This window comes from Oceanobacter antarcticus, assembly GCF_044962685.1.
Classification (GTDB): Bacteria; Pseudomonadota; Gammaproteobacteria; order Pseudomonadales; family Oceanobacteraceae; genus Oceanobacter; species Oceanobacter antarcticus.
In genome coordinates, this window is record NZ_JBBKTX010000003.1 from 128,517 (window position 1) to 155,406 (window position 26,890).

At 50.8% G+C, this 26,890-nt stretch carries 33 protein-coding genes; 1 reads left to right on the forward strand and 32 read right to left on the reverse strand.

The genetic code is table 11. The features are described from left to right. Positions 1-6: 6 nt before the first annotated feature. The 25 genes from WG929_RS03475 to WG929_RS03595 all read right to left on the reverse strand — a co-directional run bounded on the left by WG929_RS03475 (position 7) and on the right by WG929_RS03595 (position 14,178). A complete protein-coding gene (locus WG929_RS03475; protein WP_416204915.1) occupies positions 7-1,626 on the reverse strand; it encodes a hypothetical protein in 1,620 nt (539 codons plus the stop codon). Beyond that, positions 1,626-2,198, reverse strand: a complete 573-nt coding sequence (locus WG929_RS03480; RefSeq protein WP_416204916.1) for a DUF3486 family protein — start codon at positions 2,196-2,198, stop codon at positions 1,626-1,628. Before WG929_RS03480 ends, WG929_RS03475 begins: the two co-directional genes overlap by 1 nt. 1 nt (position 2,199) lies before the next feature. Continuing rightward, positions 2,200-2,493: a VpaChn25_0724 family phage protein gene (locus WG929_RS03485; RefSeq protein WP_305451549.1), complete on the reverse strand. Its 294-nt coding sequence runs from the start codon at positions 2,491-2,493 to the stop codon at positions 2,200-2,202. After that, on the reverse strand, positions 2,493-2,816 hold the full coding sequence (locus WG929_RS03490; RefSeq protein ID WP_416204917.1) for a DUF2730 family protein: 324 nt from the start codon (positions 2,814-2,816) through the stop codon (positions 2,493-2,495). Before WG929_RS03490 ends, WG929_RS03485 begins: the two co-directional genes overlap by 1 nt. Further along, on the reverse strand, positions 2,816-3,046 hold the full coding sequence (locus WG929_RS03495) for a TraR/DksA C4-type zinc finger protein (protein ID WP_305451551.1): 231 nt from the start codon (positions 3,044-3,046) through the stop codon (positions 2,816-2,818). The genes WG929_RS03490 and WG929_RS03495 overlap by 1 nt, the downstream gene beginning before the upstream one ends. Beyond that, positions 3,046-3,351 (reverse strand): hypothetical protein, encoded by a 306-nt coding sequence (locus tag WG929_RS03500; RefSeq protein WP_416204918.1) that lies wholly within the window; start codon positions 3,349-3,351, stop codon positions 3,046-3,048. The genes WG929_RS03495 and WG929_RS03500 overlap by 1 nt, the downstream gene beginning before the upstream one ends. After that, positions 3,348-3,839: an N-acetylmuramoyl-L-alanine amidase gene (locus WG929_RS03505; protein ID WP_416204919.1), complete on the reverse strand. Its 492-nt coding sequence runs from the start codon at positions 3,837-3,839 to the stop codon at positions 3,348-3,350. The genes WG929_RS03500 and WG929_RS03505 overlap by 4 nt, the downstream gene beginning before the upstream one ends. A 118-nt stretch (positions 3,840-3,957) precedes the next feature. Next, positions 3,958-4,482: a hypothetical protein gene (locus WG929_RS03510; RefSeq protein WP_416204920.1), complete on the reverse strand. Its 525-nt coding sequence runs from the start codon at positions 4,480-4,482 to the stop codon at positions 3,958-3,960. Positions 4,483-4,502: 20 nt separating this feature from the next. Continuing rightward, complete coding sequence (locus WG929_RS03515) at positions 4,503-4,928, reverse strand: Mor transcription activator family protein (protein WP_416204921.1); 426 nt, start codon at positions 4,926-4,928, stop codon at positions 4,503-4,505. Positions 4,929-4,940: 12 nt separating this feature from the next. Further along, positions 4,941-5,384, reverse strand: a complete 444-nt coding sequence (locus WG929_RS03520; RefSeq protein WP_416204922.1) for an HI_1489 N-terminal domain-containing protein — start codon at positions 5,382-5,384, stop codon at positions 4,941-4,943. Beyond that, complete coding sequence (locus WG929_RS03525; RefSeq protein ID WP_416204923.1) at positions 5,375-6,082, reverse strand: phage protein GemA/Gp16 family protein; 708 nt, start codon at positions 6,080-6,082, stop codon at positions 5,375-5,377. The genes WG929_RS03520 and WG929_RS03525 overlap by 10 nt, the downstream gene beginning before the upstream one ends. Next, a complete protein-coding gene (locus WG929_RS03530) occupies positions 6,079-6,531 on the reverse strand; it encodes a hypothetical protein (protein ID WP_416204924.1) in 453 nt (150 codons plus the stop codon). The genes WG929_RS03525 and WG929_RS03530 overlap by 4 nt, the downstream gene beginning before the upstream one ends. 2 nt (positions 6,532-6,533) lie before the next feature. Continuing rightward, positions 6,534-6,914, reverse strand: coding sequence for a hypothetical protein (locus WG929_RS03535; protein WP_416204925.1), 381 nt, complete (start codon positions 6,912-6,914; stop codon positions 6,534-6,536). After that, positions 6,911-7,300 carry a hypothetical protein gene (locus WG929_RS03540; protein ID WP_416204926.1) on the reverse strand — a complete coding sequence of 130 codons (390 nt, stop codon included), beginning with the start codon at positions 7,298-7,300 and terminating at the stop codon, positions 6,911-6,913. The genes WG929_RS03535 and WG929_RS03540 overlap by 4 nt, the downstream gene beginning before the upstream one ends. A 7-nt stretch (positions 7,301-7,307) precedes the next feature. Next, positions 7,308-7,931 carry a DUF3164 family protein gene (locus WG929_RS03545; RefSeq protein ID WP_416204927.1) on the reverse strand — a complete coding sequence of 208 codons (624 nt, stop codon included), beginning with the start codon at positions 7,929-7,931 and terminating at the stop codon, positions 7,308-7,310. 9 nt (positions 7,932-7,940) lie between these two features. Continuing rightward, the gene (locus WG929_RS03550) at positions 7,941-8,126 is read right to left on the reverse strand and encodes a hypothetical protein (RefSeq protein WP_305451563.1); all 186 of its coding nucleotides are present in this window, start codon (positions 8,124-8,126) and stop codon (positions 7,941-7,943) included. Positions 8,127-8,160: 34 nt separating this feature from the next. After that, on the reverse strand, positions 8,161-8,880 hold the full coding sequence (locus WG929_RS03555; protein ID WP_416204928.1) for a hypothetical protein: 720 nt from the start codon (positions 8,878-8,880) through the stop codon (positions 8,161-8,163). Further along, positions 8,877-9,167 (reverse strand): hypothetical protein, encoded by a 291-nt coding sequence (locus WG929_RS03560; RefSeq protein WP_416204929.1) that lies wholly within the window; start codon positions 9,165-9,167, stop codon positions 8,877-8,879. Before WG929_RS03560 ends, WG929_RS03555 begins: the two co-directional genes overlap by 4 nt. Before the next feature lies 1 nt (position 9,168). Then, the gene (locus tag WG929_RS03565) at positions 9,169-9,522 is read right to left on the reverse strand and encodes a helix-turn-helix domain-containing protein (protein WP_416204930.1); all 354 of its coding nucleotides are present in this window, start codon (positions 9,520-9,522) and stop codon (positions 9,169-9,171) included. Further along, positions 9,519-10,139, reverse strand: coding sequence for a hypothetical protein (locus tag WG929_RS03570; RefSeq protein ID WP_416204931.1), 621 nt, complete (start codon positions 10,137-10,139; stop codon positions 9,519-9,521). The genes WG929_RS03565 and WG929_RS03570 overlap by 4 nt, the downstream gene beginning before the upstream one ends. Continuing rightward, the gene (locus WG929_RS03575) at positions 10,136-10,849 is read right to left on the reverse strand and encodes an AAA family ATPase (protein ID WP_416204932.1); all 714 of its coding nucleotides are present in this window, start codon (positions 10,847-10,849) and stop codon (positions 10,136-10,138) included. Before WG929_RS03575 ends, WG929_RS03570 begins: the two co-directional genes overlap by 4 nt. Before the next feature lie 36 nt (positions 10,850-10,885). Beyond that, positions 10,886-13,057, reverse strand: coding sequence for a Mu transposase C-terminal domain-containing protein (locus tag WG929_RS03580; protein WP_416204933.1), 2,172 nt, complete (start codon positions 13,055-13,057; stop codon positions 10,886-10,888). After that, positions 13,054-13,332 carry a hypothetical protein gene (locus WG929_RS03585; protein WP_416204934.1) on the reverse strand — a complete coding sequence of 93 codons (279 nt, stop codon included), beginning with the start codon at positions 13,330-13,332 and terminating at the stop codon, positions 13,054-13,056. The genes WG929_RS03580 and WG929_RS03585 overlap by 4 nt, the downstream gene beginning before the upstream one ends. Next, on the reverse strand, positions 13,329-13,811 hold the full coding sequence (locus WG929_RS03590; protein WP_416204935.1) for a hypothetical protein: 483 nt from the start codon (positions 13,809-13,811) through the stop codon (positions 13,329-13,331). Before WG929_RS03590 ends, WG929_RS03585 begins: the two co-directional genes overlap by 4 nt. Positions 13,812-13,920: 109 nt before the next feature. Next, on the reverse strand, positions 13,921-14,178 hold the full coding sequence (locus WG929_RS03595; RefSeq protein WP_416204936.1) for a helix-turn-helix domain-containing protein: 258 nt from the start codon (positions 14,176-14,178) through the stop codon (positions 13,921-13,923). A 220-nt stretch (positions 14,179-14,398) separates the two neighbouring features. On the opposite strand from WG929_RS03595, the gene WG929_RS03600 reads away from it, so the two are divergent. Then, on the forward strand, positions 14,399-15,088 hold the full coding sequence (locus WG929_RS03600; RefSeq protein ID WP_416204937.1) for a LexA family transcriptional regulator: 690 nt from the start codon (positions 14,399-14,401) through the stop codon (positions 15,086-15,088). A gap of 485 nt (positions 15,089-15,573) precedes the next feature. Here the strand turns inward: WG929_RS03600 and WG929_RS03605 are convergent, their stop codons facing one another. The 7 genes from WG929_RS03605 to WG929_RS03635 all read right to left on the reverse strand — a co-directional run bounded on the left by WG929_RS03605 (position 15,574) and on the right by WG929_RS03635 (position 26,815). Continuing rightward, on the reverse strand, positions 15,574-16,896 hold the full coding sequence (locus WG929_RS03605) for a DUF1329 domain-containing protein (RefSeq protein WP_416204938.1): 1,323 nt from the start codon (positions 16,894-16,896) through the stop codon (positions 15,574-15,576). A gap of 266 nt (positions 16,897-17,162) precedes the next feature. Continuing rightward, positions 17,163-18,959 (reverse strand): acyl-CoA dehydrogenase, encoded by a 1,797-nt coding sequence (locus tag WG929_RS03610; RefSeq protein ID WP_416204939.1) that lies wholly within the window; start codon positions 18,957-18,959, stop codon positions 17,163-17,165. A gap of 64 nt (positions 18,960-19,023) precedes the next feature. Further along, positions 19,024-19,821, reverse strand: a complete 798-nt coding sequence (locus tag WG929_RS03615; RefSeq protein ID WP_416204940.1) for an SDR family NAD(P)-dependent oxidoreductase — start codon at positions 19,819-19,821, stop codon at positions 19,024-19,026. A gap of 151 nt (positions 19,822-19,972) precedes the next feature. After that, entirely contained in the window at positions 19,973-22,429 is a 2,457-nt protein-coding gene (locus WG929_RS03620; protein WP_416204941.1) for an efflux RND transporter permease subunit, read from the reverse strand. Between the two features lie 129 nt (positions 22,430-22,558). Further along, positions 22,559-23,662: a WD40/YVTN/BNR-like repeat-containing protein gene (locus WG929_RS03625; protein WP_416204942.1), complete on the reverse strand. Its 1,104-nt coding sequence runs from the start codon at positions 23,660-23,662 to the stop codon at positions 22,559-22,561. Positions 23,663-23,726: 64 nt separating this feature from the next. After that, entirely contained in the window at positions 23,727-25,094 is a 1,368-nt protein-coding gene (locus WG929_RS03630) for a DUF1329 domain-containing protein (RefSeq protein ID WP_416204943.1), read from the reverse strand. 20 nt (positions 25,095-25,114) lie between these two features. Continuing rightward, complete coding sequence (locus WG929_RS03635; RefSeq protein ID WP_416204944.1) at positions 25,115-26,815, reverse strand: DUF1302 domain-containing protein; 1,701 nt, start codon at positions 26,813-26,815, stop codon at positions 25,115-25,117. Between the last annotated feature and the right edge of the window lie 75 nt (positions 26,816-26,890).

A 26,890-nucleotide genomic window follows, 5' to 3' on the forward strand; every position in this document is an offset into this window, starting at 1 on the left:
GCGGCGTTACAGACAGCCGCGACGGAAGCCGCCGGTGGTGCGAATCTGGCGCTGTTGTGTGTCGCTGTGATCGTTGCGAGTGGGTTTGGGGATGGCGTGATAGCCGAAGTCTTCTACTTCCATCGTGGTGGCGTAGTACGCCAGACACAGCGCAATGGCCGAGTCACCGTGGCGTTCTTTTTTTGCGTCGGTTTTTCCGTCCGGGATTTTGGGAATGCCCTCGATGACCTGAATGGCGCGCATGTCGGACAGCACATCGGCATCACGCGGAATCCGAATGGTCTGGTCTTCAAACGCGGCCTTGAAGCGCGGCATGTTGTTCAGGTACCAGCTTTGACTGAGCATCACGGCTTCAATCCGTCCCGATCCGTAGCGGTACTGGGCCTGTTCGGACAGGTATTGGCCGTTGCCACGAGCATCCAGAGCACCCGCCATAAACCGCGCAAACCGGTCACAGATATAAAACAGGATCTGCTCTTGCTGTTTGAACGGCACGTTCTTCAGCTCCACCATAAATGGCACTTGCCGGATCAGCTCTTGCGTCAGCTCTATCGGCGCGAACACCGAGAGGTCGCCAGTACGGGCAAAGTCTTCGCCCAGGGCGTATTGGCTTTTGGGATTCAGGGCTTGCAACAGCGGCAACAGGTGCTCTTCACACCAGTCTCGTATTTCGGCTTCGCGCAGATGTTCAGGCCAGCCGTTAAACTCGGCAGAACCTTCAAAGCGAATCACCGGGGCTTCGTGCATACAGGCTTCGATCAGGGCGCGGCTGATGTAGGCACCGCCACCGGCTTTAGGTACGCAGTAGTATTCCTCCAGGGCGTCGTCTTCACTTGCCGTATCTGTCAGCAGGTCGGACTTCCATTGGTCTTCTTCGGCCTGACTCCAGGGCTTGCCCAGCCGCTGGCAGATGCGCTGATAAAGTCCTTCGTGGCAGGCATCGTCCAGCGTGATGCGGTGCACGGAATAGCGTTTTTTGCCTGCACGGCTGTCGTTGATCAGTTCGTTAAAGAGGTTTTCAACGCCGTTATGGGTACTGATCAACCGCACCTTCGCGCCCCACATGGTGAGTGCCAGGGCGGCTTTGAGTACCTCGGCCAAGCGGTCGTGGAAAGCGGCTTCGTCAATCGTTACATTGCCTTGCATGCCGCGCAGATTTGAGGGGTTGCTGGACAGTGCCTGCACTTTGAAGCCACTGGCGAAGTACACCACGAACGTCAGGATCTCTTTGCCGTCCTTGCCGTCTTCAATGAACAGCTCTTCCTGAATGTCGCCTGCTGCTTTGTTGAATGCTTTGGCCCACATGGCCACCGCGTCGATAAACTCGCGCGCCATCTCTTTGTTGGAACCAACGTAAAAATGGTTGGTGCCGCCTGCGCTTTTGGCGGCACTGGCGGTTAAGCAGGCATCGGCAGCTTCAGCCCAGGTGATACCGGTACGGCGGGATTTCTCGGCGATTTTGAGCGGCGAGTCGTCAGCGATCCAGCGCTTTTGGTAGCCCAGCAGTACGTCGTTAGCGCAGTACGGAATAAAGTCCGGCACCGCGCCTACAATAGCGGCAGCCAGTTTATTGGGTAGCGGGTTGGCCGGGGCTTTACCCAGCGACCGATCGACGGCGGCGGCCATTACGCAATCCCCAGAATTTCGGCTTTGATGGTGCTGACGGTTTCGCGGGTTAACCCGGCTGCTGATGCAACCTTCTCGGCGGCGTTAGCGGCTTCTTCGGCGAAGGCTTTGCGGATCTCTTTTTCACGCTTGAGGCTGTCCATGCTCGCTTTCTCCAACCGTTGAACGGTCAGCGCCAGCTCTTTTATCAGCCCCAGACTGGCGGGGTCTTCTTCGTCCAGCGCGGCTTCGGCCACATCAAAGGCCATGGTCTGGGTCATCTGGATCAGCAGCTTGCCAATATCGCCTGTGGGCTTTTCGCCCAGCTTGGCGACCCAGGCGTTAGCAGTGGCCTGGCGTTCCTGCATCTTCTTTCCGATTTTGGCCATCTTGGTGGCGTAACGATTGAGGCCGGAACGGCTGAGCTGGTCGTCCTCCGGCAGGCCCAAATCGGCAAGTTGGCGGTTCACTTCGGCCAGTACCTGATCCTGGGTGTTGGCGGGGTCACGCAGGGCGGCATTGAGGAAAGCGCGGACTTGCTCGGGCAACTGTTCGATTTTGGACGGGCGGCCCCGTGTTGGTCGCTCTGACATTTCAGGCACCCGGCCGTGGTTGGCCGATGCCCGGCACCCGCGCCCGGCCCTGGGCAACGTCTACGCCTCGGCTGGTAATCGTGGCCACGTCTGTATTCAGTACCGATTCAATCTCAACCAGCCCCTGCTCACTGAGCCAGTACAGGTGCGTTTTTACCTGGTCGCGGCTGAGCCGGTGTCCGTAGGCATCCAGCATTTTGTTGATGATAGAGTCGTTCGCAGTACCGTTCACGTCGGTCAGACTGCGCAGGATCACCAGACGTTGATCCTGATTTAACAGATCCTGATAGGCCATCAGTGCCCCCGGTTGTTCAGTAAGTGGTCGTTGATCAGTTGCAGGCTGTGATTGATTTGCCTCAGCTCACCCTCAACCCCGGTCACGCTGTTGCCGATTTGTGTGATCCGGTCATTCATTTTTTCAAAATCAGCGCGGCTGGGGGCGTGTTCAACGTCTTTTTCGATGCGGATCAGTCTGTCGTCCATCTCGTCAATGTCTTTTTTAGTGGCACGCTGACGACTGGCCAGCCAGACATACAGCGCAATAGCGGCGGTGATCGCTGCATTGGCAACGCTGAACCAGAACTGCATGGCCTGATAGTTGATTTCTGTTGGCTCCATCAGCAGTGATCCTTCAGTTCGTGCAGCTGCTGGCAGTCTATGCAGCGGGCGGCATTGGGTTTTGCAGCCAGGCGTTCGGGTTCGATATCACATGCGCAGTCGATACACATCACCACACCGTCCTGCACCCACTGCGCTGGCTCCGGTTTCAGCCGAGCACTGTGATTGGCCAGCGCGCGCTCGCGATCCTGTTGTTCCAGCTCTTTGGCGGCATCCAGAAAATCGGGCATTACAAATCCTTGTTGCTGTTCGTCTGGCTCTCGGTGCGCTTGTCGAGAGTGAGCTGATATTCCTTGGCTTTCGCCAGGCGTTTTTGCTCCAACATGCTGGCAATCAAATCGACGGTTTCATCGACCACATCGTTGGTGCTCAGCCGCTGTATCCAGCGCAGGCCGTTGATGATCAGCCGTGTCAGCAGGCGCTCAAGCACCACCGCCCATTGAATGCGGCCCAACACCGCCTGTGCGGTATCAATGATCAGGTCTGTCGTCACGGCTGATAGCAGCGGTTTGGCAATGGTGAGTAACCAGTTCATTGGGCCTCCAGGATATTGTTCAGATCTGTGGTGTATGCCTGGGCGATCCACTCCGACACATCAAAGCCGGGGCAGGTTTTGCCATCAAACAGATCGCGATGACCACACACGGTCGAGATCGACAGGCCATTGCCGGGGTGTGAGAGAGACACAACCAGGGATCGAAGGGCGGACCATTGCTCTGGTGTGTAGCGGTCGCGGCCAACCAGGCAAATACCAATGGTGTTGTAGTTGTGGCCCTCGACGTGGGCACCGGTTTCTTGCAGGGGACGGCCCAGCCGGATGGTGCCATTCACTTCAATCACAAAGTGATAACCGACAGCGGTCAGTTGAGGTTGATGCTTGGGTGCAATAGACAGGTCTCGACGAAAACCACGCTGGCGGTGCCAGGCGTCGATGTCCTCTATGGTATTGGCACGGCCATTGGGCGTATCGGCACAGTGAATAACGACGGTGGTGATTTGGGAAAGCTGGCGGCGGTTGCCCATTACATACTCCTGACCTCGGTCTGTTCAGTGGGAACAATTGATAAGGTCAGGATATTTGATTGTACGAAGGGGCTGGTTTAACGGTGATTAAATCTTTTCTCTATTCTTTTCGTGAAATTTACTGATTTTTCATTCGTTCATACTCCCATTTATTTATTAAACGGAATGTACATTTACATCCGAGTGTTTTTCGCAGCGGATTTTCTCTCAGATAAGTGGTATCTGATGGTAATAACAAGCCGTCATAATCAGCGTGATCAGGGCATGGCCAACGGGATGGGCCTTGGGAAATTTCAATGCACGGGAATCTTTTCCCTACAACTCTTGCAGCCCGAAATAGTTGACCCTTGAAATACCATTTCCCCATGACAAAACTTATAAATTTTTCACACTGATTTTTTAAAGTTTCTTTTTTGCCTTCTGCTCGTAATAAAGCAATAGCTTCTGGCCAGCACCAGCCGCTATCAGCGACTTCTTTCTCAAAAATCTTTGTTGCGGATCTTGGATTATTCACTGTTTCAAAAAGAGTTGGGCCAATCCGCTTTGTAACTGACTTTGGCACAGCAGCATATTCAGCCGCTTCATTAAGTGCATCCTCAAAAGCGGACTTTTCATCAAAATTATCTTGAACATCCTTATCCATACACACATCCACAGCGCAGATTAAAACAACTCAGGCTGTACCTTCTTCTGATGGTACGCCCGCTGTTCCTTAATGATCCGATAAACGTGCTGCACTGTCACCCGGTATTTCCCAGCCAGCTGATCCGGCGTCATATGCCGATCGGCCCAATCATCGTACAAATTGCCGTCCCGGATCGCCCGTTCCAGCACGTCGCCCTTGGGCAGGTAAAAATAGCGCCCGCCGCAGTAACTGGCCAACTCTTGCACGGCGTTATACGTCAGTTTGCTGGCATCCGCATCGCTGTAGCCCATACGGTTAAACCGTGAATTGAGCACAGCAATAATTACGATCAGATCCCGTGGCCATTTTTTACGGGCCTCGGCTGGCACATCGTCCAGGTGCTCCAGCGCGTCATCCGGGATAGGAGCATCTGGCATCAAGTCGTGTTGGTGTTCATGCGTCATGTGATTTCTCCGTTACCAGCTCGTGTCGTTGAGTCGCTCGCGGGATGCCTCAACCGTTTGATAGTCGGCTCCGGCGGCCGGGCGCTGATAGCGCACTCGGGGTGTGCCATTGCTGATGACACTTTCCAGCACACGTTTTAAATAGTTGTGATTCGTCAGTGCTTTGGCGTCGGTGCTCTGGCGTTTTGCGCGGATACTCTCGACCGTGTCTTGCAGCGCTGGTGTTAACCAGTCTGGCTCTGCCAGGGCCAGGGCTTCCTTTGCCAGTCTCAGCGCTCTGTCCATCGCAAGATCTCGCGATCCACTCCGAAACAGGCCCAGATAGCCAACTAAGGCTGTGGCCGTGTCGGCATCGTGCGCAGCCAGCAGAGCGAGTAATTCTCGCCCCGCGTCGTCTTGCACCAGTTGCTCCAGACCGATCCGGCCATGACAGACCGGACAGCGATTTAACTGCATGTCTGGCTCCCAGCAGCGCCAAAAATCACGGATATTGGTCTCAGCTCCCGGCGGCTCGTCGCGTAGTGCTCTGAGTTTTTGATAGCCAATTTTTCAAACAGCGGGTTCCAGGTGATCACATGATGATCGAGTAATATCTGTGCGGCTTCTGTCTGTGTCACTGTGCGGCCTTGTTCTGCCAGGACTGGCACGGCGGACATAATCAACATCAGATCGCCGTTGGTCGCCGAGTTAGTGACCCTACGTTGCCAGGCCTTCAGCTGCTCCAGTACGGTGTTGGTCATGCCGGTTTGTTCCAGCCATTCCAACGCATCGATCTGGCCTTCTTTGGCGCGTGTTTGTTTGCGTACCCAGGCCATCAGGGCAGTTTCGCTGCCGTCGTCGATAAAGCCGTCGCGGTGCATATTGATCCAGATCGCACGGATTTTGTCGATGCGGGTTTTGTGTTCGCGGTGGCGGGATGGCGGCGACTGGCGCGTACCGCCCGCAGCGGGCTTGCGGCGCTTGGGTTGCCAGCCCAACCCAATAAATTCCTTCAAGGCGGCATCGATTTGGGAGATGGTCATGTTGCGGCTGCTGGGATCTTCCATCGGTGCGCCGTTGCGGATCAGCACCTGACGATAGCCGTGGTCGTCCATGTTCAGCTCCTTTTTGGCAATCTGAAGTTTGGCCAGGGCGGCTTGCAGTGGCGTTTTCATACGGCGGTCTCCTCCGTTTTTTCGTTAACGTCTACATCATTCAGGCTCAGCAGCGTCAGGTTCTGGATTTTCTTGAATTGCCGCACCAGGGATGCGGCGGTGCTGAAGGTCGGGTCGTACCATTCCATTTTCTGATCCAGGTTTGTGAATGTTTTACGAGCCGCGCGTTTGCCTAATGTTTTTTCGATTTTGGCTTTCTTGGCAGGGCTATAAAGCGCCTTGGTTCGCTTGCGCCAGATTTTCTCCACACGAGGATCAAACTGGTTAGAGTCCGGCCATCCGTTCCCCCACTTAATCGTGCCGTTCATGTACACGGCCAGTGCGGTTTTGTTCTCGCTCAGATTGACTCGGTTTACTGTGACGTCATCGTCACCCCAGCGGAATTTGACGGTGACAAACGAGCGGGCCAGTTTTTCCTGAATGTCTTTCCATTGGTCATTGGTGATCATGTTCAGTCCTCACTTAATGTGAATGGAAGTTTCAGGAGATCAATCAAGATTGTTGACGCTGATGAGGCCATCGGACTATCCATTTCGTCGGCCCATGCCTCCAGATCGCCGCAGACATCCTGGTGCCATTCGTACACATCAAACGCAGCGCCGACATCGCTCCGATCGTCGGTAAACTCTGGCAAATTTTGTTTCAGAACCTCTTCGACCAACTGAGCGAGGTCAGACAGCAGTGCTTTTGACTGCTCTTCTGTCAGTTTCGCTTCTTCGCCTGCTCCATTATCAAATCGGACTAGCGCGCCATCTTCATGTGCTAATTTGATTGACTCCAGCTGCGCCAGACGCCCATCCCACCACTCGTTGATTTGTACTTTAAATGTCATCGTTCAATCCTCGCTAAACGCTTGTTGATAGCCGCTCTAACTACTGGTTGCAGATCCGGCGTATGCAGCGCTTGTTTCAGTTGCTCTGCTGTAAATTCTTGTACCAGCCAGAGCCTGGCCGCTGGATCGCGGGCCGGGTGGCCCGTGACCGGGTAACGAAACAGCTCATGCGGCTGGTTCATCCTGTGGAAGTCCCATTGCCAGTTGATAGGCTTTTCCAGGGCGGTAATCAGAGCCGGGATGCGATCAACATCAACGTCGACCAGGTCTTCATTGATATTGATCTGAACCGAATCACAGCGCTCAAAGGTGGTGTAGCAAGGAACGATTTCCAGCCACTGATCAGAGGTGATCATTTCGGCAGCAGAGTTGTATTGGATACTCATACCCACCTCACACACTGGCCAGATCGAGTGCGATCTGGCGGTATTTGTCGGTGTCGTCGATACGCTCATACACACGCACGTAGACGGTTGATCCGCCTACTCGAATGGAGTCTTTCAATGCGTTGGTGGCGCGTTGCCAATCTGTGTCGTTGATTTCCAACTGCAACAGCCCCAGCAGTTCGGCGGTTTTGATCTGGCCTGATCGTGTGGTGCGGAATGCCCGATCAACCAGGGCGCGGATATTCACGTCGGCGTTTTCTGTCCATTTGTCCAGGCATTCTGCAAACAGCTGCTGTGCGGCTTCCAGCTCCTCGCTGAATTGAATTTGCTCGGCAAAGACGCGCTGGATTTTGTACCGACCGTTGTAGCTGGACAGGCTGACGTTGCCCTTTTTTCCGCCCAGGGTGACTTCGTACTTGTCGGCAGCGATTTGCAGCAGGTCGGCAATATCCGCCAGTGCTGTGCGCTTGAATTCGGTCAGCTGTTGGCTGATTGCCTGCGCCTGTTTAACGAGATCGGTCACGCATTGGTCGCGCAGCTTGTCTTGCTCGCGTACCTGGTCTTCTGGCACCAGTCGGCCGCGAGCGTCTTGCATATAGCCGGATGGGATGGTTGCTTGTGCTGTGTTCATGATTTTTCCTTAGTTGCTTCCGATGAAGCGCTTTTTCGCGCGTTCTTCCACTTCTCGCTGACGTCGTTTTAATGTCAGCAGCTGTTCCTCTTGTTCCTTAGCCTCCAGCTCGTCGAAACAGGACAACACGTCTGTCTTGTGGTCTCCGGTCATCTTTCGAACTGGACGGACATCTCCGTATTTCAATTTGCTCATGGTCCTTGCCCTTGATATGCCTGTTTAAATCCGATTACGCGGCCGCCGGGTTCAGGCCGGTGCTGACAGCCGATGGCTTTACGGGGTGTAATTTGGGGTGGCTGGCGCGGACGCTTCCTGCGCCGTTGCCAGCCTCAGCGGCGGGTGCTGCTGTTTGGGTGCCCTGGCTGGTCGCAGCCAGCGGGGCGAATACGGTGCGAGTAGTGAGCACAACCAGGCACTGGATGATGATCAGCGCCATGCCCTGGGTAGCGATTTGCAGCCATGCCTGCCAGTCGGCTGGTTGTGCGGTGGCCTGCTCGGTGTGCAGTGCCGCCAGATCGGCGCGAGCCGATGCCAGCTGATGTTGTGCGGTATCGATACGGGCGGCCCAGCCACCACGGGTTTGGCTGTTCTGGTTGTAGGTGGCCAATGACGATTCCAAACTGGCTATCTGAGCGGTGATGGCCTGTTGGCGGTCTGGCAGAGTGCTAGCGGCCTGCTCGTTGCTGCGCTGTTCTGCCATGACAGGGGCTGCCAGTTGGTACAGCGGTGCCGACAGCGCCAGCAGGGTGGCGAACACGGCGATGCTGTTTTTCAGCCAGCTGCGGGCAGCCCACAACCAGATTGCCGCACCTTCAATCACCAGGCTCCAAAGCCAACCGGTGGCCGCGTCGAAGCGGCTCCAGTAGTCGATGGCGTGGGTTTGCAGTAGTACGATGCCGCCCAGTAACAGCACCAGCGCCGGGGCGCGTTTCAGCAGTTGAGTGATCATTGACGGATCTCCCATTCGATACGGCAGCCAGCCAAAATGGCGCACATGGTTTTAACGCGGTCGCGGTTGGCGTTGGTGCGGGTTTGTGCCCAGCTGCCGCCAATGGCCTTCAGCTGGGCGCAGGAGCGGACCTGCAGTACTGGCACCGCCAGCGTCAGGTTGGCTTCCAACACTTCCACGCCAAGGTCGTTGAGTTTGGAAAGTGCATTGGCTGCCGCAATCAGTTTGACGCCCAGATGGCGGTTACCGGCGGGCAGAGCTGTCGACGGTTGGCAGGCTGCGTTCATGTTATTTCTCCGCGTAGCTACAGGTTTTGCAGGCGCGATACAGCTGCACTCGCAAGGGGTTGTGGGTGGCTCCGGCCTGGCGCTGGTAGCGCTGGCAGTTGTCTAACGCCAGTTCTCCGAGCACGGGGCACGTGACTGTATCGCCCAGGTATTCACCCCGGACGAGCTTTTCAATGCGGGTTAAATCACCCGGATACTTGCCTTTCAGAACTTGGCTGATCAGTGCACCAGAGACGCCCAGTTCACGAGCCACTTTCGCTTGTGAGCGATTGCTGCATTGATGGCGCAGCTCGGTCAGCCAGCGGGGTTCGCTGACGCTGTTCAGGGTGTCGGTCAGTGGAATGGCGTTCATCATTCGGCCTCCTGTTCGTCGTCGGCAGACCAGACGATCTGCTGGGTATTGGCATCAAATACCTGGTCGATGGTCTGGATGATCGGCGGCAGCGGGCCTGTGTAGCGGTGCTGCACAAACCGGTAGACGGTCAGTGCTTTTTTGTGAACCGGAGGCTTGGCAATGGCCAGGTATCCGGCACGTTCCAGGTAGCGGCAGAACCGTTTTGCCTCAGCCTCTCTGACTGACACATCATTTGTGCAAGCGGTTAAGGCCAACTCTCTGTAGTTGAATTGGCCCAGAGTGCGCATGGAACGCCACAGGTTTTCGCGTGCCCGGCCCAGCTTGCTGGACTGACCGGTGCTGGTCAGGCGGGGGGCTTCGCGGCCGGTATTGCGCACCAGCTGAAAGCGGTTGCGAACGTGTCCGTGATTGAGCTTTTCAACCTCAACAGTCTCCACGTATTCGCCCAGCTTCAGCTTGTTCAGATAGGCGTGAACGCTGGCGTCAGGGACGGTTTGACCCGCTCGTTTACTGGCCTGAATAATCAGGTCCGCCTCGGTGAACTCGTGCAGCTCGCGCACGGTGTCCCAGATCACCTGTTGAACGCGGATTTTCTTGGCGTGTGCATACGTATTCATGAACGCCCCCGTGGTGCTTTGCCGGTGAAGATGGCCTGGCGGTAGTTTTCAAGAGTTACGCGTTCAACACCGTTGTCGGCTGCCCAGTTGCGGATGTTTTCCAGATTGACGCAGATCCGGCGGGTGACACCGCGAGTGTCATCCAGAACTTTCAGCAACAGGTCTTCGGCAATGTTGATGTCACGAGCGTAAATATCCGCCAGCTGCAACACATCGCGTATTTGGCAGGGTTCAGCAGCGACCCAGGACAGGATGCGGTTGTGAATTTTTTCGTAGTGAGCGAGTTTGGCGGGCAGCCGCTCCTCGCCGATCAGCAGAATGCTCGCTTGCGAGCCTTCGTAGAGGTCCATGGCCAGCATGACGTGTGACTTGCTGTCGGCCAGCCAGTCCGCTTCGTCGATAATCAGTGGGCGGCCGGATTGCATCAGCTCTTCACAGGCTTGTTCGTTCATGTCGGCCAGGTTCTTGGCGGGCATGATGCCCATTTCCTTGAGAATCGCTTCCAGGAACTTCTTGCGTGTCCAGGTGCTTTTGCACTGAATGTAAAAGGCGCGGTGGGCATTCGCGGCGTAGCTGGCCGCAAAGGATTTGCCATAACCGGATGGGCCATGCAGGACGCCCAGGCCCGGCAGGCTGGGGCTGCGATCCTGTAACTGCATCATGGCCTGATGTGTCAGTGCCACGTTGTTGATACCGGCGATGTTCGACATTGATCAATACTCCGTTTAATTCGTTTTAATCAGCACTTAACGTGCTGTTATAGGCACCGTGCGGGTGCGCATTTCGTGAAGGTCTTTCCCGGCGATAAACGCCTTGCTGGTTTTGAAGCGTTTGGCCCACAACACCTCGGACTCTGTGGCGTCTCCGGCGTTGGCTCGCTGATCGATGTCCAGCGCCAACAGGTAGCGCTCTTCAAAGTCTTCTGGTGGTTGGAACGCTGGGGCGGCAAATTCAGGGCGAATGACCTGCGCGGCGGGCCGTTTGAGCGGCGGCAGCTCAGGCAGCTCAATAACAGGCTGTTGCTGTTGCTGGGCTTCCAGAGCAATGCGGGCGGCTTCAATACCTGCGCTGGTGTGCTCCTGTTGCGGCCGTGGAAAGTGGCGGATTTTCTCGGCACGGGCTTCTGCTGCGCGGTGATCCAGTATTTGCTGGGCAACGTCGCGCTTGGTGACTTTTTGGGCGCTGGCTTTGAGACGGCGGCGCTCTTCTTGAATGGCTTCTTTCTGAATAATCTTGGCTTTTACGCCAACCTCTTCACGGCTGATGCCGGTGATCGCCGGGTCTTCCGCCGTGCAGAGGTATTCGCCGTCCAGGTCATAGACGTACACCCGGCCCATATCAGCTTCGTCGTAGAACACGTTGACCTGTTCACCGGTGTGAGCAGCCAACTCGGCATGGATATAGAAACCTCCATCCAGCTTGATGCCTTTCTTGGTGATGGTTCGGGTGCCAGCCAGCTCACTCAGCAGCACATCCAGCACGCGCTCGTCGTCGATCGTGCGGATGTGTCCGGCATAGCTGGCTATGCGGGCGGCAGGTGATTCCCCCAGGCTACTGTGGCGGCGGGCGTGGTATTCGTGTTCTAGCCAGTCGTCGCAGTATTGCTGCAACTCAGCCGACGACATTTTTACTTCGATCAGTTCGTCTTTTTTGAACAACCGGTCGCTGAAACTTTTGCGGGCCTCAATAGCTTGGCGTTCGACGATGTTGTGGCCGATAAATCCGGGCAGCAGCTCGGCGATATCATGGCTGAAGGTTTTGAATACGCGCTCGATATGCGGCTTTTTCCAACCCTGAAACGGCGGACAGAATTCCTGCTCAACGCCCAGGGAGCGGAATACGTTCTGTATGTATTTGGATTTGTAGTCGGCACCGTTATCGGTTTTGGCGGTTTCGGGAACGCCCCAGCCCAGAAGGCAGCGGCGGATCACCTGGGCAACGCCTTTGCTGTCGGATGTGGGCATTACGACAAACAGTGTGCGGCGGCTATAAACGTCAATTGCGCCCAGAATGGAATGACGACCGTCGGTCAGCATTAAATCGGCGGGTGTGCTGTCGAATTCCCAAAGCTGGTTCAGCGCGGTGACGTGCTCGCTGGCACTGCCCTGGGCATCCATATATTTGTTTTTCCAGGCGTCCGGGTTGGTGACGGCGGTGTATACGGCGCGGTTATCCGATTTCCATTGATTAACCCAGTCACATAAGCGGCGTTCGCTCGGCAGCGTTATATCCTGCCCGGCAAACTCGGCACGCAGGGCCTTGGCCAGCGTGGTGATTTTGATATGCGGATGGCCAACGACCATGCCGACGATGTATTCACGCAGTGCGGGTTGGCTATCGACAATGCCAGTGCCGCGACGACCTTTGCCGGTGTCACCAGCCAGGGCGTCGATACCCTGTTCTGAGAGTTTCTTTTCCCACAAATACAGGCTTGGCCTGGAGCATTTGGGTTCGATTTCGCGCACCCAGGCTTCAACCGCGATTTCTTCTTTCTTATATAAATCAGAAAATTCGGTATACGCCTTGCCTTTAGGCAGGCCAGAGCTTTTATGGAACTGCTCGGCAGCACCCAGCAACGCCAGCTTGGCGTCGACCTTTTTCTTCTGGTTGGCAGACAGTTTTTTATATCGGTTAAGCGATTGCTCGCGGGTTTGCTGTTGCAGTTTTGACTGAGCATCCATATCGGCAATAACCGGATTGGATTTTGCGCGGGCGGCCGCTTTTTTGGCCATACTGATCCGCAAGGCGCGCTGGCTTTCAGTGGGCAACGAGCTGATGTGGTATTCAAAACCACCACCACGGCCAGAGCGTGGACGCGATTGCCAGGCGTCTGCATTGGCCTTTTTTAATAGGCCTGGTACGGTGCCCGGTAAACCCGCCACCCCGGCCAGTTCTTGGGTAGAAAACCAATCGATCATTGGGCACCGTCCCGTTGTTCGCACTGGGTCCACAGTTCAAACCAGTCCACATCACAACGAGGCTGAATCAGCGCTTTGTATGTTTCACGCCAGGCGATTTCTGGCAGCAGCAAACCCCAGCCATGGCGCTGGTCGTCGCGGGTACACTCCACATGAGTAAGGTGTGTTAAACCGTCGCCACAAGTAACGATTACCGTCCAGCCCTGCGCTTCCAGCGTGCGCTGCACCGCAGCGGCAAAACGTTGCAGAGTTGTAGTTGTGTTTGAATGGCTCATTCTTCGCCTCCAAAAAGTTCCAATTCAGGTGATCCCATACGCTCAACACGGGCATGGTGGCTGGCCACGTCGCCCATCAGGCGGGCCAGCTCGGCTTTCGCGGCCTCTCCCTCCTCATTACCCATATAAAAGGCCGCCAGTACCGCAACGGCCTGGCTAAACGAGGCGTGTAATGCCATCAGGTCGGTATCTCTGGCCGGTTTGGAATTAGGCATGGGCACCAGCAATTGATGATCACTGGCTGCCAGGTATTGGGTGACATAAGAAATGCCACAGGCGTGTTCAAACGGCCTGATCATCAGCGCGGGCATGCGCGCTTCGTCGAGCCATTTGTATAAAGTGAAGTGACTGGCAATACCCATCAGGTCGGAGATACGTTCAACCGACAGGTTTTTGATGTCCTTGGCGTAGTCAACACACAACTCCATGCTGTGTTTGAGTGACCGGGGCTGAACCCGCTTCCAATTTCGCTTTGCCATTGCTGCTACCCGCTAAGCTGGTGTTCTAAATAAAGTATTTCTGTGCGTCTATGCGCCGGATCGGGCGCGGCCTAAGCTGATTCCATCAATCGGAATCAATCGGCGGAAGTTATGAGACATTGCGGTATACTTGTGGGTTGGGCTGGTAGCGGCTTGGCCAGATATCGGCAGGCTGCTTGCCCAAGAACTTTGCGACGATTTTCTCCACCTTCGGGTACGGAGCCTTGAACACGTTGTAAAAAGTGGTTGGGTTGTTGTAGCCACTCTGGCGCGCCAATTCGGCAACAGAAATACCGCGCATACGAATCGCGGCGATCACTTCCTGGCGGTGCCAGTCCTGTACTGGGTGACTCTGTGAGTTGCTCATTTTTTTGCCCTGTTGTTAACCAGTTTATTTAAAGCTGTTGGGTGACTGCTTTAGGTAAACATTATCGGCTAAATAGCCGAATTACAACAGATAAAATCGGTTAAAAGTTCTCTTTTGCGGTTTTCTTGTCGTATTTTTTTAGAAAACCTTTTAAAAACAACGAGTTATGAAACATTAAACTCGGTGATTAAAACGAGACAAAAGTTAAAGGTTACGAGCTATGAGCTTTGAACTGTTCTCTGATCGGATTTCGCACTTGCTTGACTCGTTTAAAAATACGAGCGCATTCGCCAGAGAAGTCGGAGTTTCTGAAAGTGTTGTACGAAGATGGCGAGATGGAACCTCGGAGCCATCGCGCAAGAACCTGGAAGCGATCGCAAAAGCATCTGGTGCAAGAATTGAATGGCTGGTGCTTGGAACCGGCACAATGACAAACTCTGACCAGGTCGATGGTCACGTAAAAGAATCTGCTGCGGGCTACAAAATTGAAGATGATTACGCCTTTATCCCTGGCTACAACATCCAGGTAAGCGCCGGACCGGGCCGTTTTGCCGGTTCAGAAGAGGTATCACGAAAACTGGCATTTAGACGTAAGTGGCTGAATTTCAAAGGATTACATGAAAAAGATTTAGCGGTAGTGTTTGCAAAAGGCGACAGCATGGAGCCAACTATCTCAGATAACGACACCATCATGATCGACACAAGCGATACTCGCCCACAAGATGGCCGCATGTACGTGATCCGCGTCGAAGATAGTCTGGTGGTGAAGCGAGTTTCACTCGTGCCAGGACAAGGTGTGCTGCTAATCAGCGACAACAAAGACTATCCACCAAACCTGGTGAAGTTCAACGGCAGCAATCCAGATCTGGAAGTGATTGGTCGTGTGGTTTGGGTTGGTAAAGACTACTGATGAAGGAATGGACGCATTATTTTAGACAGCTCTGTTTTGTCTAGCATCATGCTGCTAAAACGAAAGCGCCGGACAATTTGGCCCGGCGCTTGTTTTTAGACATTTTTCTTTCAATGAGCGTTAAAGCATCGCTGAAACCCGCATGAATGCTGGAAATCCCACCAGATTTTATGAATTACCGGTTTTTCCCGGATTAGACCAAATTATCTAAGAGGATGTGTCTGGTTACAATTACTTCAGGGATAATAAAATATATATTTTTTCAATTTATAATATTTTATCGACCACCCAACAATACCAACAACATCCATCTTGAAAATCAATATACAGTGGGCATCTGAAAATTTAGCGAGCGATGAAAAGACAAGTGAAAATCGAAAAAAGCGCAGTTTATACATGATAAATTAGTATCTTGAGTTGATTTTTAACGCCGCAATTTCGAGCCCTGTAATTTATGGATGTCCCCTGTCGGTTCACAACCAAAATCAATCATTACCAAGGGAAGAAGCAGAGAAATCATTTTCCAAAAACTGCACTTGATTATCCGACCTCTCGATACCCAAGCCATCAACAAAGTAACGTTCTGATTTAAAATCATACGTAACTTCCAATGCTGATTTCATCAATGGGATGGTATCCGAGCCTACCAGATGAGACTCACTAAACTGCCAAATCGTATCATCCTGGTCATACATTTCAGCATAAACAATCGTCCAACTGTCTTCGTCCAGATAAAACCGGCGACGAACATAACGATGTTTCATTCCGGTACGCAGCTTGGCTTCAATCACCCAGACACGATGCGGTTCATAGCGAAGAAATTTCGGATTCACATGTCCTTTAGACAGGAGGCGATCCAAATTCAAAGTACTATCAGAAAGTGCATAGGCATTATAGGGAATATAGACTTCTTTTTTCCCTAGCAGACTCCAGTCATAACGATCAGGTGTACCATTAAACATATCGGTCTGATCAACAGTTCGCAACAGGAAAGAATTAGGATCAAGTTCATCATAGGCCAGATTCGGTGCACGATGTGCACGATGATCACCCGGAAGTAATATCCAGGCCTTTCGTGGTGTAACAATACGATCCATAGGCTCATGTAATAATACCTTGGTTCCCCTGATGGAATCCGGAGCAAGAACAGTCCAACTCATAAAGAACAGTTTATTATCCAGCTCTTCAGGCTGGAGGCCAGGTTTGCAATAGTGCAAATAATATCGGTATTTTCGTAATGTATCGTTACGGTTGCCGTTCTCATCAACCAGACTGGATAACGAGGTAAACTCGAGTGAAGACTCACGAAATCGCAGAATATGATTGAATAAAACTTCAAGTGCATTCTCAGGAATAGGAAATGGAGCACCAATAACAGCACCAGTAACACCGCTTCCCAGCGGCAAAAGATTGGCACTGGTGGCATTGGCCTTGATGGCGTCGTAAACAAACCCTGGATAAGTCGCGACTCGGTAAGAAGGGTAAATGTTCAAATAATAATCTGAGTATCTTTTTAACATCTCCTGCTGACCATTTGTCAGCCTATCAAGATGAGAAGCCATATTATTATAATCAATACGATACAGAGCCTTCTCATTGGAAAACGGATTCTTTTTTTCTGTTATCTGAGCCGAACGAGACTGAATAATCCCGTTTTGCCAATCTGGAATATCGCTACCATTACCATGATCTTCAGCACCAACCGGTGTCAGGTCATGTCCCAGGCGCGCCGCTTCCGTTGATGACACAGCACTCCATCCAAATGATGAAAAAGCGCACAACCCAACAGCAAGAAACAATGTTTTCATGAGTTTTATTTCACCCACATATAAAGATCAGGAACATCTGTATTAAAAAATCAAATACAGCCTATTATTATTCTAAAGTTCCATAATTGCATCAACCCGACAATAACATACCAGTCAAAAAACCCATATCAGATTGTATAAAACGATATTATCGATTGATTCAATGGCAGCGAATGAGCAGATACATTCAAATACCAAGGAAGATCTGACCGCGAGTCCGAACAACATCGGACTGGCGGAAATTATTATTACCAGCCATGTCACTATTACTGCTTGAATACGTCATCATTCAGCGAATTAACCATGCTACTGCCATTCAGAACGGTGTGAGATAGAGTATATGACTGAGACAATATATGCTGAGTATAAAAGTAGGCACTATTCAGTTTCGATTGATAAAACGAATTATTACCCTGCCCCAACTCTAGTAATGCATCCGCAGCCACAGCTGCCTTAGCCATTTGCCAACCTCCGGCAATAATTCCGAGAAGTTTGAGCAATGGCACAGATACCGCTAGTACATCTGCGTTGTGCAATGGATAGTTTTCAATAACCCAGGCAACAGCCGCTTCGGCATGCTGAACCGATTTGTGCAATTCATTGCCGATTTTCCGACATTCCAATTTATCCGCATTTTCCAGCATATAAGATGCTGTTGCTTGAACTTCGTTCAGCCATGCATTCAGTGTCTGACCACCATCCGGCATGATTTTGCGGGCCACCAAGTCATGGGCCTGAATACCGGTGGCACCTTCATAGATGGAACAAACCAGTACATCACGCAGTGGCTGGGAAGCGCCGCTTTCAGTGATATAACCAAGGCCGCCATGAGCAAGAATCGAAGTTCTGGTGACATCAACTGCGGTTTCACTCGTCCACCCTTTGAACACCGGAATCATCAGGTCAACAAACGCCTGGCGTTCCTGGCGCAGCGCCTTGTCAGGATGCTTGGTGGCCAGATCCTGGGCAGCGGCCAGATGAAATGCAACGGCCCTCATGGCTTCGGTCTGGCTCCGCATAAACATCAGCATACGGCGTACGTCGGGGTGACGGATAATCGCAACCGATTCCTTCCCACCATCAACCGCTTTACCCTGAATGCGCTCCCGAGCATAACTCAGTGCCTGTTGATAGGCACGTTCGCTCAATGCCACCCCTTCCAGACCGACATTGAAACGAGAGCCATTTATCATGACAAACATATGCTGCAGGCCCTTGTTTTCCTGGCCGATCAACCAGCCAACCGCCCCCTCTCCGTCATCACCATAAACCAGTGTACAGGTCGGGCTGCCATGATTGCCTAACTTGTGCTCAATACCTGAACACACAACATCGTTGCGTTCATTGGTCTCCGGAATAAATTTTGGTACCAGAAACAACGACACTCCACGAGATCCTTCCGGAGCATTAGGTGTACGTGCAAGCACCAGATGCACAATATTTTCAGTCAGATCATGTTCACCAAACGAGATAAAAATTTTCTGACCAAATATACGATAAGTACCGTCTGCTTGCGGCACCGCTCGGGCGCGCAGCGCCCCCACATCAGAACCAGCCTGAGGTTCGGTAAGGTTCATAGTGGCCGACCATTCACCACTAACCATCCTGGGTATATACAACGCCTTTAACTCATCACTTGCTGCATGCAGTAAGGCTTCAATCCCAACAGTGGTAAGCTCGGAGCACATACAAAAAGACTTGTTAGCCGCAACAAAGGTCTCACGAACGGCAGCCGACAACAGAATCGGAGCACCCTGACCACCAATATCAGTGGGCAAAACCAGGCGATTCCATTCAGCATCAACAAACTGACGATAAGCAATACCGAACTCTTTGGGAGTTTTGACCCCCTCCACACTCCACTGCACCCCTTGGTTGTCACCCAGTTGATTCAATGGTGCCAGGACATCCTCAGCAAAGCGTCCGGCTTCTGCCAGAATGGCATCACGCAGCCCTTCTTCCATAAAACCGGCAACATCCGGAATTTCATTTACACGGTCAATATCAGAAAGTTCATTCAAAACAAAACGAATTTCTTCCAAAGGGGCATTATAAGGAATCACGGCAAAACTCCATTTACTAATAATTAAAATCAGTCAATCGTTTAATAATGAGCCTGAATATGGATCAAATACCCAATTTACGGCGAATGATCGCACCATAACTATCCGGAAAAATTCTGGAAATAAGGTGCAATGCACGAGCTCCGTTTCCAACCAGAAGCCGTTTTTTACCACTGATAAGCCCTTTAACAATTTCCTCTGCACAATCTTCCGGAGTTGTAGTCATTTGCCGGAGATTTGCTTCTTTCATCTTGAGCGCAAGAGAATCCTCATTGATGGCTTTAGGGGCTTTATCAATATTGGTATTAATACCGCCAGGATGCACCAAAACAGCTGTCACTCCAGTACCATCCAGTTCTTGCCACAGAGTTTCAGTTAGACCACGTACGCCGAATTTTGAAATGGTATAGGCAACAGATCCCGGAGTTGCGACCAGACCAAAAACACTGGAAACATTGACAATGCAGCCATGCTTTTGCTCAAGCATAATGGACAAAAATGCCTTGGTGCCATAGATAACACCCCAAAGATTAATTGCCAGCACCTTTTCAATTTCTTCCAACGTAACATTTTCAGTTGATGCCAAAACAGACGTTCCGGCATTATTGACAATGTAATCCACGGAACCGAAATCTTTTTTGATGGCGTTGGCAAAAGAATATACCGCATCACGAGACGATACATCCAGAGAATATGTACGGGCCTGTACTTTCTGATCAAGCAGCGACAAGGATTCGGCCAGTGCACCCTCATTAATATCGGCCAGAGCCAAACGGGCTCCTCTACGAGACAGGTTTATTGCCAATGCTCTACCAATCCCCGAACCAGCACCGGTTATCGCTACTACTTTATTATTGAACATTCCCCACCTCTTTTTAAAATCGTCAAAAATATATCAAACCATCACCAATCCAATAAATATCAAACTCATCAATAATTTCAACCACTCATCCCAAAGATAAATTATAATATTTAATCGACACTAGAAATAAAAACCAGACATTTCAAATAATTTATTTAGATCTTACAACCCTATGAGTTGGCAACAAAAAATGCGAAATTGCTGGGATAAGAATCAACGCTCCCAGCATATTTAAGATAAACATAAAGGTAAGCAGAATACCCATATCGGCTTGAAACTTGATAGGAGAGAAAGTCCAGGTAACCACTCCTGCCGCCAGAGTGACGCCAATCAGGGCGACAACTTTTCCGGTAAATTGCAGAGTATTTTTATAAGCCTTGGCCAATGATAATCCCTGACGTTGCTGGGTTAACTGTACCGATAGAAGATATAGGGCGTAATCCACACCGATACCAACACCAAGCGCAATCACAGGCAAGGTTGATACCTTAACACCAATATCCAGAAGAACCATCAGGGCTTCACACAGTATCGAGGTGACAACCAATGGCAGTACTGCCACGATAACCGCTCGCCAGCTGCGGAATGTAATAAAGCAAAGCACAATAACAGCCGCATAAACCAGAAACAGCATTTCTCTCCAAGCTTTTTTAACAACGATATTCGTCGCAGCCTCAACCCCGGCATTACCGGCTGCCAGAAGAAATTCAACATCTGCCGAGCTGTGTTTTTCAGCAAATTCGGAAGCAACCCTGACAACCTGCTCCAGCGTTTCAGACTTGTGATCGGATAAATAGGCGATCACCGGGAAAACAGAACAATCGGCGTTAAACAAATCCGGATTATTAACGGTGGCCTGCTGGGCACCATAGTTCAGAACATCCTGATTACGGCTAATAGTCAGCCATTTCATACTGCCCTCATAAGTGCCAGCAGTGATCAAACGTACTGCATCCGAGAGCGCAACCGTTGTCTGCACACTGGGCAACTGTTTCAATTCCCAGGCCAGACGATCTGCCTCCATCAGAGTTTCGTATTTCAGACAGCCCTCTGCCGGTGTTTGCACAATAACGGCGAACAGGTCACTCGATAAAGAATAATGATCTGTAATATAGGCATTATCACGATTATAACGAGAGTCTACTCGCAATTCAGGAGCGCCGGGTTCCAGATCACCGATTTTCAGATGCTGACTGACCAGAAAACCGGCGGTTGCAATCACTAGCATGCTGGCAATAGCGCCAATGGCCCAACGCCTTTCAGTAAAACGATCCAGTTTGGCCCACAGGCTGCCGAGACCACGACCACTCGATTCTTCCTGCTCCTCTTTAAGACTACGAGCCGCAGCTTCAGTGCTGACACCAGTAAACGACAGCAATACCGGCAAAAGCAGAAGGTTGGTAAAAATAAGAACACCCACCCCTACGCTGGCGGTCAGGGCAAGATCCTGGATAACCGGGATATCAATCAGCATCAAAACAGCAAAACCAACCGCATCAGCCATCAGTGCCGTCAGGCCTGCCAGAAAAAGACGACGAAAGGTATAACGAGCGGCGACCAGTTTGTGAGTGCCACGCCCCACATCCTGCATAATGCCGTTCATTTTCTGGGCACCGTGGCTAACGCCAATTGCAAAAATCAGAAAGGGCACTAGCACGGAGTAAGGATCCAGTTCAAATCCCAGCGCATTAACAATTCCCAATTGCCAGATGATCGCCACCATCGAACATCCGAGTACCAATACTGTACTGCGAATACAGCGGGTATAGATATAAATAAGCACAGCGGCAATAACAGCAGCAAACAAGAAAAACACCATGACCCTGACGATACCGTCAATCAGGTCACCAACCAACTTGGCAAAACCAACTACGTGAATGCGTATTTTGTCTGTTTGCTTGTCCTCTACCTGTTTTTCAAGCGCTCGTGAAAATTCATATTTGTCGCGAACATTGGTTTCAATCATTTTCGAAAAAATTGAATAATCAAGACTTGCACCAGTTTTGGAATCTTTGTTCAGCAAGGGCACAAAAATCATGCTTGATTTGAAATCATTGGCCACCAGTTGGCCGACAATACCGGCACGGTCAATATTCATCTTCAATTCATCGATGGATAGCTGAGAACCGTTATAGGTACCGGAAATCAATGGGCCACCGGCAAAACCATCTTCCGTCACTTCGGTCCAGCGCACAGATGGAGTCCAGAGTGATTTCATCCAGGCACGATCGACTCCCGGCGTAAGAAACAGTTCATCGTTGATCTGCCTCAATGTTTCCAGATAATCCGGATCAAATATATCACCGTCTACATGTTCTACGACAACACGAATGGAGTTACCCAGGCCACGCAAATCATTCTGATATTTGAAATAGTTCTGAATGTACGGATGTTCTTGCGGCAACATTTTTTCATATCCAGCATTAACGACCAGATGTGTCGCTTGCCAAGCAAGAAAAAGAGTTATAACAACACTGAAAAAAATCATCAGTCGACGATTATTGAATACCAATCGCTCAAGCAAATTACCTGATTTCTGATCGAAATCTTTGATATTGCGAACAACTGGCATTGCCTCTACATCATTCGTATTGGCCACTGTAGCCATCAAGAGTCTCCTGATTATTATTGTCATATTTGATCATCAAAGGCGATTGAATATCACCAAACCTGACAATCTGTACTTTGCCTATGGCCATGCAAATAAACGGCAATCCATATTATTAAAAAACCCAGATCAGGGCAGACGTACTATCTGAACACCACGAGTACCGGTAATGGCAACACTATAATCGCCAGCAACTGTAATACTGGAATATGGCATGGAAGCCTGAACATTGAGCAATTTGAATGACACTCCCATATCCTTGCTGAGTAAAACCTGTCCAGCCTGACTGACCGCCACCATATAACCATTATCGAGAACTACAACATCTGAAAATCCAGCCTCAGTTTCAGACTTGGATCTCTGCCAGGTTTCCCCTTCATTCACCGAACGATAGATGTTGCCTCTCATACCAAATGCCACAAGACTGTGGTCTGAATGAGCAAGGGCAAAGAAACTGCCGATATAAGGCGTATCCAACGCAACAAAACGTTGCGACTCGGCGTCATATCGCAAAAGCAAACCCTGCTCTCCGGCGATATATATTTCGTTATCCCAGCCAGTCACAGCATTAAGGTGATAAAAACCGGGATTATCGGTTTTATCAAACAGGGATATCCAATTCTGACCACCATCCTCGGTACGAAAAATCAGATTATAGGCACCAACAGCATAACCATGGTTTTCATCCGCAAACCAGACGTCCAGAAATGGTTTATCCGGGCCATCCTTGTTAAAGCGGAGAACTTCAGACATCAACTCATCCACACGCGGGTCTTGCAGCATCCTCATTCGCAGTGGAGCCATACCATTAAGTAACAGATGATTGGCCTGTCGTCCATCCAGCTGCTTGCTCCAATGTTGGCCACCATCCTGGCTGTGCAAAATCACACCATCGTGACCAACAGCCCAACCACTGTTTTTATTCACAAAATGCACGGAGGTCAGGTCTGAACTGACCGGCACGGCGGCCTGAACCCAGGAGCGGCCCTGATCATCGGAATAGATGATATGACCACGTTGCCCGACCGCAACCAAACGTTCTCCAGCCCGTGTAATTGCCATTAAAAGTGATTGTGCTACATGTTCACTGAGCTGGGAGGGTGAATCCAGAGGGTCACTAAACTTTCCGGTATTAGCACCATTATAATCATTAGCCATCACAGCCGGTGATATTGAAACGGCCACAACAGCTGCCAATGCCATAACCAACCGATTCAATTTTCGAACATTCATATACGTTTCCCTATAACAGTCACCGAAACAACTGTCACTGATTCGGTGACTGTAGAAATAATCGTTAACGAACACCGGCACCGGCAAGCGCATCCGGAGACCAATCTCTATCTGGCAGCAGCGGAACCTGGACATTTCCGCCATATGGGCCAGTATTAGCCCCTGTCAGGCTGTAGGAGCCAGCGACGAAATCATAAACAACCATGGTATCCACCTGTGGAGCAGGTATTTCATAAGAGGTGGTGTAGAATGAAAATCCTGCACGATATAACTGATCACGAGCATCGTATTGATCCGAAGTCAGCGCAACCCAGCTATCCTCATCAACATAGAAAATACGTTTGCTATAGATATGGCGCTTACCCGGCTTCAGAGTTGCCTCAACGACCCAAACACGGTGTAATTCCCAGCGAACAGTGTCTGGATTCAGATGCTTTTCTTGAATAACATCTTCACCTTTTGATTCATATACAAGCTTATAGGAATTATAAGGAACAATTAATTCCTTTTTCCCAATCAGTTTAAAATTGAATCGATCCATTGCACCATTAAATGTCCAAGTATCATCATAGGTAGACATTCCGGCAGTACCAGGATTGGGAGTGTCATATGATATACTGGGGGCCAGCTTGACCCGACGCTGCCCTGGAAGATATTGCCAGGCACGGCGAGGATGCTTGTCTGAGTTAACAAAATCCATACTCATTATTGATTCACCAGCACGACGGGCTGGCGCGGTGTAATGAATAGTCAAACGTGTAAAAGTATCGTCTTCCTTGATCATCCCTTCTTTGGCAGGGTCATAGATCGGAAATTCCTGCCGAATAATACCGGTAGTTGCCAACGTCGCCTGACCGTTCAAATCAACATTGATCGTATCATATTTCCCCTCAACGGCCACTCCAACAAAACGCAGCAAATGGTTCCACATAACCTCATAACCATTTTGAGGAATTGGAAATGGATAACCAGGATAGGCATTCTTCAAACCCAAGCCACCATCTGTTGTTACCGCACTGGTAGCATTCTTTTTGGTGTTATCGATCACATACTCTGGAAATGCGGCAGTACGGTGAGTCGGATACAAATCAACCCGAAAGGTATCCGGAAAACGCTTGAGTAATTCTTTTGTCGCCATAGTCAGTTTTGAATCATAGGCAGACATATTGGCAGCAGTAATTGATACCAATGGTTTTTCATCGGCAAAAGGATCGGGGCGAACACCGCTTCCCTTGTTGTATTGTGGCGGCGGGGTTTTTAACCCTCCATTATATTCAGGAATACTGCCATCCGCATTACCGGCTTTTTCAGCGCCAATGTCTGTCAGTACCGAACCGAGTTGTGCCGCCTTGTCAGCCGCAACGGCAGCATACACCTGGGGAGTCAGCAGGGCTGTCATTAAACAGCCCAATACAGCTTTTTTGAATTTCATAACAAGCCTTTATTTTGTTATTAGAATGTTGTCTTGAATGTAAATGCCAGAAACCCGCGATCCCGCAAAAGAGGGTTAAGACCATTGGATGTAATTGTTCCAGTAGCAGTATCCCTGCGGTATGGACCAAAGAAGTCCACATATTTCAAATCAAGCTGATAACGCTGATAGACATCGGCGGAGACACCAACAGAATAACTACCAGCACCTTCATTGCCACCGGTCGCCACTGCCGAATTACCGGAAAGACCAACGGCATAGTTAATAGGCATTTTCAGGTCGATACCAGGCAGAGCCTGAAACCAGGTTGGTGTGATATTGAGAGTCAAACCAACAAAATTTTTGGAGACCTTGTCGATACCGGAATAGGAATCACGACCCAAAAACACATCTTCACCCTGGGTGACCTTGTTCCAGCGGTTATACTGCAGTTCAGCCAGCCAAGTCGCTTCGTCAAATGCGGCGTTGGTCGTCATACTACCCAGCAGGTTCACAACCGCATGTACGGTATCACCCCGTGCACCACCGGTATCACCGGAAGACGGCAAAGAAGTGATTGCTCCAGGAGTAACCGCTGCAGCAGGCGCCGGAAGAATAAGCACCGCGTCGCTGTTCAGCGGCATATTGGTACGGTAATTAAGATCCATGCCAAGACTAAAATCGGAGACTGCGTTGGAAAGACTCAGTCCATAAAGGCGGATGTCATCTGGATAAACCAGATAATATTTTTCGGCAACTGGATCAATGTGCAGTTGTGGCTGTATATCAGAGGTATTACGAGCATAGAAACCCAGTGACCCAGACAGCCATTCAGGCCGCCAGCGGCTGGAAATACCCCAGTCACCGCTTGTGCCCGGAGTAACATCCTTACCCTTGTAATAATACGTGCCGGGCCCGGTAATCAATGTTTCACCACCGTCCAGCATCATATCGTACTGACCGAGATAGGAGCCGCTTTCCGGTACACGAAAGGAGTCCCAATCAAGAAAATACTGGGCTGCTATCGACAGCTCCTGACTGACCTGAGCCTGTGCCGATATGGCATTACGCGGAATCAGCAATTCTTTGGCTTCAGTGCCAGGAACGGATGCCAGCTTGCGCAAATCGAGAGCTGCTTGTCCGTATCCAACTCCATGGAATGGTGAGAAAATGGACTCTCCCCAAGAGACCGTGTGACGACCAACCTTGATATTGACCGGTGTATCTCCGATATCAACACGGCCGAATAGAAACGCATCCAGCACTTCAGCGGACGCGCCTTTATGCCCTTCTTCCGACTCGCTGCTGAGCCCTGAAGCTGGCACACCGTTTTCAAGATGGTTGGAAGTTGGCGAAGTGCCACCATCAAGATTGCGATAGGCATCATCATACCAAGCCGCAGCACTGATGCGGAAACCATATTTTCTGCGATAAATAACATCGAACTCAGACAAAATATCGACACGATTTGAAACCATGCCTTTGTCAAAGTTTCTGTCACCATCATCATTATTAACACTCGCCAGAATATTATCATCTTGGCTTTCAACACGATGGGCGTAGTTATATTTAGCCGTATTATCCCAACGCACATTAAAATCTGAACTACCTACATCAATAGGTATTGCATTGACACTGCCAGCGGCAGTTAAAAAGGATATGGCCATGATCACTGAGCGCGACTCAACCCTATACCACTGATCCCCGACAATAGCACGTACTACCGTTCCGGTCTTATTCATCTGCTGTCTTCTCTTATATTTATTGGAGACAACCATAACCCCAGACAGCCGTAGCACGGCCGCCCAACATGGTCA